This is a genomic window from Burkholderia sp. CCA53 (assembly GCF_001685525.1).
GTDB classification, from domain to species: Bacteria; Pseudomonadota; Gammaproteobacteria; order Burkholderiales; family Burkholderiaceae; genus Burkholderia; species Burkholderia multivorans.
The window spans coordinates 2,950,261-2,963,577 of the sequence record NZ_BDDJ01000001.1; the positions used below are offsets into that span (position 1 = coordinate 2,950,261).

At 65.5% G+C, this 13,317-nt stretch carries 11 protein-coding genes and 3 pseudogenes; 7 read left to right on the top strand and 7 right to left on the bottom strand.

What is annotated here, in order from left to right; translation table 11 throughout:
• Positions 1–279: 279 nt before the first annotated feature.
• Together BCR55_RS13625 and BCR55_RS30840 are read right to left on the bottom strand one after the other, a co-directional pair.
• A pseudogene (locus BCR55_RS13625) lies at positions 280–1,035 on the bottom strand (tyrosine-type recombinase/integrase); the annotation flags it as partial.
• A gap of 23 nt (positions 1,036–1,058) precedes the next feature.
• Positions 1,059–2,093, bottom strand: a pseudogene (locus tag BCR55_RS30840) (IS481 family transposase).
• A 40-nt stretch (positions 2,094–2,133) separates the two neighbouring features.
• On the opposite strand from BCR55_RS30840, the pseudogene BCR55_RS30845 reads away from it, so the two are divergent.
• Positions 2,134–2,298, top strand: a pseudogene (locus BCR55_RS30845) (IS256 family transposase); the annotation flags it as partial.
• A 228-nt stretch (positions 2,299–2,526) separates the two neighbouring features.
• Here the strand turns inward: BCR55_RS30845 and BCR55_RS13635 are convergent.
• Positions 2,527–3,330 (bottom strand): inositol monophosphatase family protein, encoded by an 804-nt coding sequence (locus BCR55_RS13635; RefSeq protein ID WP_006408202.1) that lies wholly within the window; start codon positions 3,328–3,330, stop codon positions 2,527–2,529.
• 276 nt (positions 3,331–3,606) lie between these two features.
• On the opposite strand from BCR55_RS13635, the gene BCR55_RS13640 reads away from it, so the two are divergent.
• Complete coding sequence (locus BCR55_RS13640; RefSeq protein ID WP_006408203.1) at positions 3,607–4,431, top strand: RNA methyltransferase; 825 nt, start codon at positions 3,607–3,609, stop codon at positions 4,429–4,431.
• Between the two features lie 176 nt (positions 4,432–4,607).
• Complete coding sequence (gene cysE, locus BCR55_RS13645; RefSeq protein WP_006408204.1) at positions 4,608–5,381, top strand: serine O-acetyltransferase; 774 nt, start codon at positions 4,608–4,610, stop codon at positions 5,379–5,381.
• A gap of 34 nt (positions 5,382–5,415) precedes the next feature.
• Here the strand turns inward: cysE and BCR55_RS13650 are convergent, their stop codons facing one another.
• From BCR55_RS13650 to BCR55_RS13665, 4 genes are all read right to left on the bottom strand, one after another.
• The gene (locus tag BCR55_RS13650) at positions 5,416–6,216 is read right to left on the bottom strand and encodes a UDP-2,3-diacylglucosamine diphosphatase (RefSeq protein ID WP_053297106.1); all 801 of its coding nucleotides are present in this window, start codon (positions 6,214–6,216) and stop codon (positions 5,416–5,418) included.
• A gap of 23 nt (positions 6,217–6,239) precedes the next feature.
• Positions 6,240–6,731, bottom strand: coding sequence for a peptidylprolyl isomerase (locus tag BCR55_RS13655; RefSeq protein WP_006401897.1), 492 nt, complete (start codon positions 6,729–6,731; stop codon positions 6,240–6,242).
• 88 nt (positions 6,732–6,819) lie between these two features.
• Positions 6,820–7,395: a peptidylprolyl isomerase gene (locus BCR55_RS13660; RefSeq protein WP_006408206.1), complete on the bottom strand. Its 576-nt coding sequence runs from the start codon at positions 7,393–7,395 to the stop codon at positions 6,820–6,822.
• 41 nt (positions 7,396–7,436) lie between these two features.
• Positions 7,437–8,159: a tetratricopeptide repeat protein gene (locus BCR55_RS13665; RefSeq protein ID WP_006408207.1), complete on the bottom strand. Its 723-nt coding sequence runs from the start codon at positions 8,157–8,159 to the stop codon at positions 7,437–7,439.
• Between the two features lie 232 nt (positions 8,160–8,391).
• Between BCR55_RS13665 and cysS the strand changes: the two genes are divergently transcribed.
• From cysS to tilS, 4 genes are all read left to right on the top strand, one after another.
• Positions 8,392–9,789 (top strand): cysteine--tRNA ligase, encoded by a 1,398-nt coding sequence (gene cysS / locus BCR55_RS13670; protein ID WP_065494668.1) that lies wholly within the window; start codon positions 8,392–8,394, stop codon positions 9,787–9,789.
• A gap of 43 nt (positions 9,790–9,832) precedes the next feature.
• Positions 9,833–10,714 (top strand): DNA-3-methyladenine glycosylase, encoded by an 882-nt coding sequence (locus BCR55_RS13675; protein WP_006408928.1) that lies wholly within the window; start codon positions 9,833–9,835, stop codon positions 10,712–10,714.
• A gap of 102 nt (positions 10,715–10,816) precedes the next feature.
• Positions 10,817–11,788 (top strand): acetyl-CoA carboxylase carboxyltransferase subunit alpha, encoded by a 972-nt coding sequence (locus BCR55_RS13680; protein ID WP_006408210.1) that lies wholly within the window; start codon positions 10,817–10,819, stop codon positions 11,786–11,788.
• Positions 11,789–11,834: 46 nt separating this feature from the next.
• On the top strand, positions 11,835–13,241 hold the full coding sequence (gene tilS / locus BCR55_RS13685) for a tRNA lysidine(34) synthetase TilS (protein WP_065494669.1): 1,407 nt from the start codon (positions 11,835–11,837) through the stop codon (positions 13,239–13,241).
• Positions 13,242–13,317 lie beyond the last annotated feature (76 nt).

Sequence of the window (13,317 nt, forward strand, 5' to 3'; positions counted from 1 at the left end):
ACGAGGCGCCCTAGCGGCGGTGGCACATACGGTGTGCGGCGACCGCTTTGGGCTATACACCGGACATCGCGCGATCACCGGCGAGGGGCAGTTCAGGGTCGGTAACGGACTCTCCCCAAACGGGTGAGCGTAAGTCTTGGCGTAGCTTTGTGCGCTGCGCCTTGTCAGATAAGGCGCAGGTACTGCTGCATCATCGGGCCTTGTGCAACCTCTCAGCTATGAGTGGTTTTAGGTGTGGCCGTTAGCGTCCGGGCGCCGTTTTTCCGCTTCATCATCAGTTTACGCGTCCGTCGCGGAAGTAACGAGATGGTCGAGACCTGCTTGCAGCAGCATCCACGACTCAATTTTATCGTGCCACATCCGCAGAAGATCGAGTGGCCGACGTCGATAGTGTTTCTCTGCCAACGCGGACGGTTTGTGTCCTTGGATCTGCGCGACGACGCCAACAGGGACTTCAACCCATTCCGAAAGCGTACCGAATGACCGTCGCAGTCCGTGCAATGTGAGGTGAGGCAAATCGGCGGCCTCGAGTGCACCGTTGTGGGCCTTTCTGGGCTCGGCGATCTTTCCGTCCTCCGATCTGTTGCTGGTGAACACCCATTCAGAGGGCGACCAAGATTTTCCCTTTTCGGTGAGGCTGGCCAGCTGCCGTCTGTTCGGAGGTATCTCGTTCATCTGCTTGAGATTCGTCAGCAGGCTTGCCAGATACGGTGTGAGTGGGATAGTGCGGCCGCCCGTGCCCTCGATCTTGTCGTTCATGGTCAGACTGCGCCAGCGGAAGTCCACGTCCTTCCAACGCAATGCGGCGAGTTCCTCGCGGCGAGCCCCAGTAAGCAGGAGCCCTTGCAGATACGTGCTGATAACCGGATTGTCTATTTGACGTACGGCGCTGAACCATGCAAGCAGCTGTTCTCTCTGGAGACAATCACTTTTTGCCTTGGTGCGTGGGACTGCTGCGCGCACGGCTCGAGCGGCATACGCATTTGGAGCAATAGATCCAGAGTATTCCGGCGTGTCATCGCACCAGCGAATGAATTGTGCGATTCACGGACATCGTTTCACTTCTTGGTGCGCCTTTTTCGTTCCGTGGTGGAGCTCGAGGCTCCGTTAGGAGACGCGAGCTCCACCACGCGCCGGTGATGTTCGGCGAGGGTCTTGTCGACGCGCCATTCACGGTGGCGAATTCGTTCTTTCGTTTCGTCGTAGGCACTTTCCACCTCCTCCGCGAGAGGCGTAATTTCGCTTAACTCCGCGATACGATCGATGGGCGTTTTGCCACCAAGTGAGCCGTGCGGGCGCCGCCAGTTATAGTCGAACTGCCACTCCTCAATTCGTTGGTCGATCGCATCCCCGGTCGGTGGATGATCCGACCAGAATTCGTTGAGGTCGGTGAGCTGCGAACGCTCGACCTTGCCGTTGAGGTGTGGCGAACGGGGCGGAATCGGTCGGAATTTGATGCACTCGCTCATCAAGCGCCGCTGCACTGACTCGGCGAAGAACTCACCGCCTCGGTCGGTCTGGATACGCTGAATCGGGAACGGCATCTCCTCAATGACGCGATTAAGAAAAAGCAGCGTATTTCGGGCATTTCTGCGTGGGTAGATCGCCAGTACCCGGAATCGCGAACAGTCGTCGATCGCCGTGTACTGGTACGCACCTCGAGCGATTTTCATCGTGTCCATCTAGACGCGGTCTCCAGGCACCGGCCGGCTATAGCGTTTCGGCTGCGTCGGTCGCCTGGATCGAACCAACGGTTTTACACCCGCCTCGCTCAAGATCTTGTGAATGGTCGCGAGGGATAGCTCTCGTTGCTCGTGCAGTCGCAGTTCATTCTGGATCCGCCGTGCGCCTTTGCGCTCAGCGCGCAATCGGAGGACCGTCGCCCGATCAGCCTCGGAGACCTTCCGGTTTGGGCTGCGCAGTGGACGACGGCTTTGAGACTGGAGACCTGCTTCGCCAGCTTCCTGATAGCGACGCAGCCATTTGCGAAGTGTCGGCCGAGATATGCCGCACCGTGCGCACACGAGGCCGGCATTGCCGGTCTCGTGATACATGCGTACCCAACGTAATCGCGCGGCGATCTCTCGGTCCATCGCTTCATTCTAGTTGAAACGATGTCTATGAATCACACACATCAAGGCGCGCGGTCACTTCCCGTCGGACGAGGCCGCGCTCAAACTGATCTGGCTGGCGCTGCGCAACGTCGTGGCCAAGTGGACCGGCTCTCGGCACGATTGGAAGAGCGCGATGACCCAGTTCGCGCTGCTTTACCCGGAACGATTCAACATTGGAATCTGAATCTCAACCCGCCTCACACACGGAATTCCGGATACCTCCCAATATCCGTTTGGAAAACGCCGGCAGTGCGATAGCAACAGCATCCCCCACGCGCAGCCGGATGCAAACCATGTCGCCGGCGACTATCTAAGAGGCCTTACGTCCCGGACGCAGTACATAGCCGCCAAAACACCAACGGCCCGTGCCGCTCGAAGCGGAACACGGGCCGTCGCGACGCGGGCCGGCAGATTACTCCGCAGCTGCGCGCATGCGGCTGTAGCGGTTCAGAATCGGAATCATCTGCGCATAGATCTTCGGATTCGCGGCGACGATTTCATGGCGATGCAGGAAGTCCGAGTCGCCGAGGTAGTTGCCGACGAGGCCGCCCGCTTCGGTGATCAGCAGGCTGCCCGCTGCCATGTCCCACACGTTGATGCCCTGTTCGAAGAACGCGTCGAGGCGGCCGGCTGCGACGTTCGCAAGATCGAGCGCGGCGGCGCCCGGGCGACGCAGGCCCGTGCACGCTTGCGTCATTTCCGTGAACAGGCGCGCGTACGCATCGAGACCGTCCTTTTCGCGGAACGGGAAGCCCGTGCCGACCAGCGCGTCCGACAGACGATCGCGGCGACCGACGCGGATGCGGCGATCGTTCAGATAGGCGCCCCGGCCGCGCGTGGCCGTGAACAGGTCGTTCTTGTTCGGATCGTAGACGACGGCCTGCGTGATCACGCCCTTGTGCTCGAGCGCGATCGACACGCAGTAGTACGGGAAACCGTGGATGAAGTTCGTGGTGCCGTCGAGCGGATCGATGATCCAGCGGAATTCGGATTCGTTCTCCGATTCGCCCGATTCCTCCGCGAGCACCGCGTGGTCGGGATAGGCGGTCTTCAGCGTCTCGATGATCGCGTCTTCGGCGGCCTTGTCCACTTCGGTGACGAAGTCGTTCTGCTGCTTCTTGCGGATCTCGATCAGATCGAGATCGAGGGACGCACGGTTGATGATCTGCCCGGCGCGGCGCGCAGCCTTGACAGCGATATTGAGCATGGGATGCATGAGCCTGGATCCTGTAGCGGGCGGCAGATGCCGCCGGAAGTGGAACAACCGCCCGGACGGCACGAGCGTGCCGGGCGACATGAGACGCGAATTGACAAAGAGCGGTACGACCCGCGCCGCATCGACGGCGGCGCGTAACGGCATGATTTTACCCGATTTTCGCCGGTTCTATGAGAGCGGAATACGGGCAAACCCCCACTGGCCGTTCGGCCACGTGGGTTTGCCGCGCCGATGGCGATACCATACGGCCATTCTGACGAATCGAGTCGTATGGTAGTGGAAACCTTGCAGAACACCGCTGTGCCGCCCGCGTCCGGTGCGGCGCCGTCCCGGTCGCCGTCCGGCGGCTTCACGTCGACACGCTTCGTGCTGGTCGAACCGAGTCATCCCGGCAACGTCGGCGCGGCCGCGCGCGCATTGAAGACGATGGGCTTTTCGCGCCTCGTGCTCGTCGCGCCGCGCGTGCCGCACGTGCAGAGCGACCCGGAGGCCATCGCGATGGCAAGCGGCGCCGACGACGTGCTCGCATCCGCGCATGTCGTGCCGACGCTCGGCGAGGCGCTGTCCGGCGTGCAGTGGTCGATCGCGCTGACCGCGCGCACGCGCGAATACGGGCCGCCGCGCCTCGCGCCGCGCGCTGCCGCCGCCCATGCACGCACGCAGGTCGAGAGCGGCGACATCGCGCTCGTGTTCGGCAACGAGCGCACCGGGCTCGCGAACGAGCATGTCGAGCAGTGCAGTGCACTCGCGCATATTCCGGCGAATCCCGCATATAGCTCGCTGAACCTCGCGCAGGCGGTGCAGGTGCTCGCTTACGAGTTGCGCGTCGCATTTCTCGAGCAGACGAGCGAGCCGGCGCAACAGCCGGCGGCCGATACGGGGGCGCTCGCGCAAAGCGACGAGATCGAACGGATGTATCTGCATCTCGAAAATGCGCTGATCGCGCTCGATTTCCTCGATCCGCGCAATCCCAAGAAGCTGATGCCGCGTCTGCGGCGCCTGTTTGCGCGCACGGGCCTCGAGCGCGAGGAAGTGAACATCCTGCGCGGCATCGCGAAGCACATCCTGCTGAAGTCGCGCACGCCGGACGGCGGCTCATAACCGCGTCGGCGCCGCCGGCGCAAATACCCGCGCCGCCGATGGGGAGAACGCGCGGCGTCGTGCGGGCGCGCGCGACTGGCCCTACAATCGCCGGACGTCATAAGCAAATGACCCGGCGCGATAACGGCCGGCCATCGCCGGCGTGGTGCGCCGGCATATTTCCGATCCGATCGATCATGTTCACGAAACTGCGCGAAGACGTTGCGACGATTCGCGAGCGGGATCCCGCCGCTCGCAGTGCCTGGGAAGTGCTGACCTGTTATCCGGGTCTGCATGCACTCGTGCTGCATCGTTTCGCGCATGCGTGTTGGCGCGCGAAGCGCTACTGGCTCGCACGCTTCGTCTCGCAGGTCGGGCGCTTCCTGACCGGCATCGAGATCCATCCGGGCGCGACGATCGGCCGCCGCGTGTTCATCGACCACGGCATGGGCGTCGTGATCGGCGAGACGGCGATCGTCGGCGACGACTGCACGATCTATCAGGGCGTGACGCTCGGCGGCACGTCGCTTACGCGCGGCGCGAAGCGTCATCCGACGCTCGAAGCAGGCGTGATCGTCGGTGCGGGCGCGAAGGTGCTCGGGGGCTTCACCGTCGGCGCGGGCGCGAAGATCGGTTCGAACGCGGTCGTCGTGAAGCCGGTGCCCGCGGGCGGCACCGCGGTCGGCAATCCGGCGCGCATCGTCATGCCGGCGCAACCGAAACCGCAGCCCGAGCGCGCCGCGTTCTGCGCCTACGGGATCACGCCGAATGCCGACGATCCGATGTCGCTCGCGATACACGGCCTCATCGATCATGCGGCGAAGGAGAGCCGGCGCGTCGACGAGATCGTCGCGGCGCTCGAGCGGCTCGGTACGCATCTGGAAACGTTGCAGGGTGCGGACGCCGCGCGCCTCGATCTGCGCCGCCTGTCGGCGGTGCTCGAAGGCAAGGCGGTCGAACGGCAGGCGTGACGCAGGCGGCGGGCGCCGGCCCGCCGATGCAATTTCAGTCGAGCGGCATCGGATGGATGCCGTCCGCGTCGACGCGCAGATAGCCGCCGCGCTGCGCGCCGTGATCGAGATCCCAGTCGGGCAGCACCCAGCGCACGCCGTCCGCTTCGACGTGGCGGGCAGGGCGGTGCGTATGGCCGTGAATCATCACCTTCGCGCGGCCCTTGCGGAACAGCGCGGCGACGCCTTCGCGCGTGACGTCGTAACGCGGCGACACGGGCCGCATGCGGCCGGCTTCGCTGTCCGCACGCATCCGCTGCGCGAGTGCGCGGCGCCAGCGAAACGGCCAGGCGAGGAACAGCCACTGCGCGACGCGATTGCGCGCGAAGCGGCGAAACAGCTGATAGCCGCGATCGGCGGTGCATTGCGCATCGCCGTGCGTCAGCACGATGCGCTGGCCGAATGCCATGATCAGCGAGGGGTCTGGCAGCAGCATCGCGCCGGCGGCCTTCATGAAGCGGCGCCCGAGCAGAAAGTCGCGGTTGCCGTGCATCACGTAGAGCGCGATGCCGCGCTCCGAAAACGTATGCATCAGCGCAGCCATGCGCGCGACGAACGGATCGTCGTCGAGCATGTCGTCGCCGATCCAGTATTCGAACAGATCGCCGAGGATGAATACCGAGTCGGCGCTGTCGGCGGTGTATTTCACGAAATGCTCGAACGCGGCGACCGTCTTCGGAATCGCGTCGCTCAAATGCAGATCGGACAGAAACAGGAACGGGCGTGCGGCGTGCGCGGTTTCGCGCTCGCCCGGCACGCCCGCGGAGACGCTTCGCGGCGGACTCTCCTGCAGCATCGAAGTGCCTCCGGTCCCGTGCGTCAGACGACGACGGCCTTCTCGATCACGACGTCGTCGGTCGGGACGTCCTGATGGAAGCCTGCGTTGCCGGTCTTCACGCCCTTGATCTTGTCGACGACGTCCTGGCCTTCGACGACCTTGCCGAACACGGCGTAGCCCCAGCCTTGCGGCGTCGGCGACGAGTGGTTCAGGAAGTCGTTGTCGTTCACGTTGATGAAGAACTGGGCGGTGGCCGAGTGCGGATCGTTGGTGCGCGCCATCGCGATCGTGTACTTGTCGTTCTTCAGGCCGTTGTTCGCCTCGTTGTCGATCGGCGCGTCGGTCGGCTTCTGCTTCATGCCCGGTTCGAAGCCGCCGCCCTGGATCATGAAGCCGTTGATCACGCGATGAAACACGGTGCCGTCGTAGTGGCCCTTCTTCACGTAGTTGAGGAAGTTCTCGACCGTCTTCGGTGCCTTCGCGGCGTCGAGCTCGAGCTTGATCACGCCGTGGTTCGTGTGCAGTTCAACCATGATGAATTCCTTCGATGAGGCGGTTTAAATGGCACGCGGCCGGTCGTGCGACGCGGCCGCGTGAGATGCCGGACGGACCGGCAGGGTTTTACTTCGAGACGATGCTCGCCGATTCGATCACGACGGGCTGCGCGGGCACGTCCTGCATCGGGCCGCGCGACGTCGTCGGTACGGCTTCGATCTTCTTCACGACGTCGAGACCCGACACGACCTTGCCGAACACCGCATAGCCGTTGCCGTCCGGATTCGGGTAGTCGAGGCCGCTGTTGTCGACCGTGTTGATGAAGAACTGCGCGGTCGCGGAATTGGGATCGCTCGTGCGGGCCATTGCAATCGTGCCGGTCAGGTTCTTCAGACCGTTGCGGCTTTCGAGCGGGATCGGCGCGCGCGTCGGCTTCTCGTCGAAGTTCGCCTTGTAGCCGCCGCCCTGGATCATGAAGCCCTTGATGACGCGATGAAAGATCGTGCCGTTGTACTGGCCGGCCTTCACGTAATCGAGGAAGTTCGCGACGGTCTTCGGCGCCTTCTCCGGATACAGTTCGACGCGGATGTCGCCCTGCGAGGTCTTCAGCTGCACGACGGGGTGCGCGGTGGCCGTTTGCGCGAACGCGGGCGCGGTCGCGAGAAGGGCGGCGCCGCCAAGCGCCAGCAACAGACGTTTCATTGCGATCCTCAGGTTGGAATGAAAGGAAGGGGCCGCGCCGCTTACTGCGACGGCGCGACGTACGGCGCCGCGAGTGCGCCCGACGGGCCGCTGAACTGGAACGTCGGCGACAGCGGCAGCGTCGTGGTGCTCACGTTCGCGGCGGCGCGATCGGTGTATTCGCGCGTGGACGGCACGACCGCGCGTGCGGCCGGCGCGGATTTCGGCGGCGATACGATTTTCTGGATGTCGGCGAGGCGCTGTGCCGTCGCGCCGCTCGTGCGGCCGAGCGATTGTGCGCGCTTGTACGATTCGGCTGCGAGGCGCAGGTACAGGTCGCCGAGATTCTCGTATGCGAGCGAATAGCCGGGGTTCGCTTGCGTCGCGGTGACGAGCGCGGCGCGCGCTTCGTCGTACCGGCCGTGCTTCGCATACAGCGCCGCGAGATTGTTGTACGGCTCCGGCAGTTCCGGATAGGCCTGCGTGATCGCGACGAACTGCTGGATCGCGTCGTCGTCGCGATTCAGGCGGGCGAGCACGGTGCCGCGCTTGAACTGCGCCTGCACGTCGTGCGGGTTCGCGGCGATCCGCGCATCGAGCTGCGCAAGCGCCTGCGTCCACTGCTTGCCGGCGATCGACGCGTCGATTTCGGGGGTGCCGTCGGCGGTCGCCGGGGCCTTTTGCGCGTGGGCGGCGGGCGCTGCGAACAGCGTCAGCGCGACGCCCATGACGGCGGTCGCAACGAGGGTCGCAGCGCTCGGCGCGCGGCCGCGATGAGGTTTCATAGGCGTAAATCGGAATGTTATACTCCGACCCATTCTAACAAAACGTCTGCGCGTTCCGGCGAGCCGCAGACAGTCTTTCTTTGCCTCTCGTGGCCGTCACCGCTGTGCTTGCAGCCTGACCGCCCCATGTGATATCGAGGATGCCCGGCGTCGCACCGCAGCAGGGCCCGTCCGTTTCGCATGCAGGGCGAGTTTTGCCAGGGCGGTTTCCTTCGGCTCACGGTTCATCTCTATGGAATCACTGCGCATCTACAACACGCTCGCGCGTGACAAGCAAGTTTTCGTGCCGCGCCAGCCTGGCGAAGTGCGGATGTACGTATGCGGAATCACCGTGTACGACTATTGTCACGTGGGCCACGCGCGCATGCTGGTCGTGTTCGACCTCGTCCAGCGCTGGCTGCGCGCGATCGGCTACCGCGTCACGTACGTGCGCAACATCACCGACATCGACGACAAGATCATCCGCCGCGCGATCGAGAACGGCGAGACGATCAAGTCGCTGACCGATCGCTTCATCGATGCGATGCACGAGGACGAAGACGCACTCGGCATCCAGCGGCCCGACATCGAGCCGCGCGCGACGCAGTTCATTCCGCAGATGCTCGGGATGATCGAGCGGCTGGAGGCGAACGGCTACGCCTATCAGGCGACCGACGGCGACGTCAATTATTCGGTGCGCAAGTTCGCGAACTACGGAAAGCTGTCGGGCAAGTCGCTCGACGATCTGCGCGCGGGCGAGCGTGTGGCCGCGAACGATGCCAAGGAAGACCCGCTCGACTTCGTGTTGTGGAAGCGCGCGAAGGCGGACGATCCGGAAGGCGCGTCGTGGGAATCGAAGTACGGAATGGGCCGGCCAGGCTGGCACATCGAGTGCTCTGCGATGGGCTGCACGTTGCTCGGCGAGCATTTCGACATTCACGGCGGCGGTCAGGATCTGCAGTTTCCGCACCACGAGAACGAGATCGCGCAGAGCGAAGGCGCGACCGGCCAGACGTTCGTCAACTACTGGCTGCACAACGGCTTCGTGCAGGTCGACAACGAGAAGATGTCGAAATCGCTCGGCAACTTCTTCACGATCCGCGAAGTGCTCGAGCGCTACGACGCCGAGGTGATGCGCTTTTTCATCGTGCGCACGCACTATCGTTCGCCGCTGAACTACAGCGACGTGCACCTCGACGATGCACGCGCGTCGCTCACGCGTTTGTATACGGCGTTGAAGGACGTCGAGCCCGATGCGCTCGCGCTCGACTGGAGTGAACCGCACGCGCAGCGTTTCGCGGCGGCGATGAACGACGACTTCAACACGCCGGTGGCGATCGCGACGCTGTTCGAGCTGGCGGGCGAAGTGAACCGCACGCGCGATGCGTCGCTCGCGCGGCAGTTGAAGCAGCTCGCGGGCCTGTTGGGCCTGCTCGGCCGCGAACCGCGCGCGTTCCTGCAGCAGGCGTCCGGCGCCGCGCAGGCGGGCGCGCTCTCGGCCGACGAGATCGAGGCGAAGATCGCCGCGCGTGCCGCGGCGAAACGCGCGAAGGACTATGCCGAAGCGGACCGGATTCGGGCGGAACTGCTCGACGCCGGCGTCGCACTTGAAGACAAACCGGGCGGATCGACCGAATGGCGTCGCGTATGAGCGCGGCGCGTTCCACTGACCGATCCGTCGGGTAGGAGGCAGGATGGCAACGGCCAGAAAAGCGCCGGTCAGGCGCGCGACTCCGGTCGCCGCGCGTCCGGCAGCCAGACGCGCGCCGGCAGCGAAGACCGACGCGGCGCGTGCCGTGCCGAACGGCGCGCTCAACGGTCATGTGCAGCCGGCGGCGAAGCACGCGCGTGCGAAGGGCGCGGAACCCGCGCAGCCGGATCACGCGATGCAGGCGGTCGACGCGACGCGCAAGGCGCGCGCGGCCGATGCGGCGGCCGACGGCGAGGATGACGTCGTCGTGCGTCCCGCATATTGGGACAAGGCGTGCGCCGATCTCGTCAAGCGCGACCGCATCCTGAAGAAGCTGATCCCGAAGTTCGGCCCCGCGCATCTGGTCAAGCGTGGCGATTCGTTCGTCACGCTCGCGCGCTCGGTCGTCGGGCAGCAGATCTCGGTGCCGTCGGCGCAGTCGCTGTGGGCGCGCATCCAGGCCGCGTGCCCGAAGCTCGCGCCGCAGCCGGTGATCCGGCTCGGGGCGGACAAGCTGATCGCCTGCGGGCTGTCGAAGCGCAAGACCGAATACATTCTGGATCTCGCGCAGCACTTCGTGTCGGGTGCGCTGCACGTCGACAAATGGACGTCGATGGAAGACGAGGCCGTGATCGCGGAACTCACGCAGATCCGCGGGATCAGCCGCTGGACGGCCGAGATGTTCCTGATCTTCAACCTGTCGCGGCCGGACGTGCTGCCGCTCGACGATCCGGGCCTGATCCGCGCGATCAGCGTCAATTACTTCAGCGGGGAGCCCGTCACGCGCAGCGAGGCGCGGGAAGTCGCGGCGAACTGGGAGCCGTGGCGCACCGTGGCCACCTGGTATATGTGGCGCAGCCTCGACGCGCTCGATGCCGGCGCGTGACGGCGGCTATCGAATTTTAAACATCAATAGTTGAGAGCCGGTTTTGCGTGTCGGCCGCGCGGGTAGAATACGCGCTGCCGCAAGACCCAAGGATTCGAACACATGAAGACCACGTTTCTGGATTTCGAACAGCCGATCGCCGAACTCGAGGCCAAGATCGAAGAGCTGCGATTCGTGCAGGACGACTCGGCTGTCGATATTTCGGAAGAAATCGAGCGGCTGTCGAAGAAAAGCCAGCAACTGACGAAGGACCTGTACGCGAACCTGACGCCGTGGCAGGTGTCGCAGATCGCGCGGCACCCGCAGCGCCCGTACACGCTCGATTACGTCGCGGAACTGTTTACCGATTTTCACGAGTTGCACGGCGACCGCGCGTTCGCGGACGATCTGTCGATCGTCGGTGGCCTGGCCCGCTTCGGCGGCCACCCCTGCATGGTGATCGGTCACCAGAAAGGGCGCGACACGAAGGAGCGCGCCGCGCGCAACTTCGGCATGCCGCGTCCGGAAGGCTATCGCAAGGCCGAGCGCCTGATGCGTCTGGCCGAGAAGTTCGGGCTGCCGATCTTCACGTTCGTCGATACGCCGGGTGCATATCCGGGCATCGGCGCGGAAGAGCGTGGCCAGTCGGAGGCGATCGGCCGCAATCTGTACGTGATGGCCGAATTGAAGACGCCGATCATTACGACGGTGATCGGCGAGGGCGGTTCGGGCGGCGCGCTCGCGATCGCGGTGGCCGATACCGTGATGATGCTGCAGTTCTCGACGTACTCGGTGATCTCGCCGGAAGGCTGCGCGTCGATTCTGTGGAAGAGTGCCGCCAAGGCGCCCGAAGCCGCGGAAGCGCTCGGGCTGACCGCGCATCGCCTGAAGGCGCTCGGCCTGATCGACAAGATCGTCAACGAGCCGCTCGGCGGCGCGCATCGCGATCCGAAGGGAATGGCCGCGCTGCTGCGCCGCGCGCTTGCCGATTCGCTGCGCCAGTTCCAGGGCATGAGCATCGACGCGCTGCGCGAGCGCCGCTTCGAACGCCTGATGGCGTACGGCAAGTTCAAGGAAACCACGCCGGGCGCATGACCGGCTGCGTACCCGCTGCGCGCGTCACGATGCGCGCATCCGCCTCGTGATCCCGCCGAACCAATACTCCGCCGACCGTGTCGTCCTCGATGCGGTCGGCGTTGCGCTTTCCGGTGTGCCGGACGGCGCGCGGATCGCGATCGCGTATAGCGGCGGTCTCGATTCGTCGGTACTGCTGGACGCGGCCGTGCGCGTGGCCGGCGCGTCGCGCTGCGTCGCACTGCACGTCCATCACGGCCTGAGCGCGAACGCCGACGCGTGGGCTGCACATGCGCGCGAGCAGGCCGCGCGGCTCGGTGTGGCGTTCGAGGCGATGCATGTCGACGTGCCGCGCGACAGCGGCGTCGGCATCGAGGCGAGTGCGCGCGAGCGTCGCTATGCGGCGCTCGACGCGATGTGCGCACGGCACGGCGCGGCTGCGCTCTGGCTTGCGCAGCATGCGGACGATCAGGCCGAAACCGTGCTGCTGCAGCTGCTGCGCGGTGCAGGCATTGCCGGGCTCGCCGCGATGGCGCCGCGCTATCGGCCCGACGGCGCGTCCGTCGAGCGTGTGCGGCCGCTGCTGCGATTGTTGCGTGCGCAACTGGAGCGTTATGCGGCGGAGCACGCGCTGTCGTGGATCGACGACGAATCGAACGCCGATACGCGCTATGCGCGCAACGCACTGCGCATCGACGTACTGCCGGCGCTGGCCGTGCATTTCCCCGGCTTTCGCGACGCGCTCGGCCGCGCCGCACAGCATGCGGCGGCGGCGCAGCGGCTGCTCGACGATCTGGCCGAGCTGGATTTCGTGGCGGCCGCGCGCGACGACGGACGTGCGTTGTCGCGCGATGCGCTGATCGCGTTCGACGACGTGCGCGGCGCGAACCTGCTGCGCTACTGGATGCGCCGGCTCGGCTTGCCGGGCGCGTCGGCCGCGCGGCTGGCCGACATGATGCGCCAGCTGCGCGACGCGCACGATGCGCATGCGCTGCGCGTCGATCATGCGGGGCAGTGCCTGCGCCTCTATCGCGATACCGTTTACTGGGAAGCCGGCGACAGCGCGCCGCCGTGCGACGACGGCACCGGCACGCCGCACGCGGACGCGTCGCTCGCGTGGGACGGCCAGGAGATCTGGCATCTGCCCGGCTGGCGCGGCACGTTCGTGTTCGCGCGCGCCGACGCCGGCAGCGACGACGCGCTGCCCGAGACGTTGCTGCGCAGCGCGCCGCTGATCGCGCGCGCACGCGCGGGCGGCGAGCGGATGCGCATGTGGCCGGACGGCCCGAGCCGGACGCTGAAGAACCTGTTTCAGGAGCGCGGCGTGCCCGCGTGGCAGCGCGACGTGCCGCTGCTGTTCGCGGGCGACCGGCTGATCTACGTGCCGCGGCTCGGCGTGAACCGCGATGGCGTGCCGCAGGGCGGCCACGCATGGCGGCGCATCGAATGGCGGCCCGACCTGCTGATCGCGTGACGGCGACCGGTCGACAACGGCACGCCGCGCGGCGCTGACGGCCGCACCGGTAAAGGGCGCCGGAACACGCGCGGAC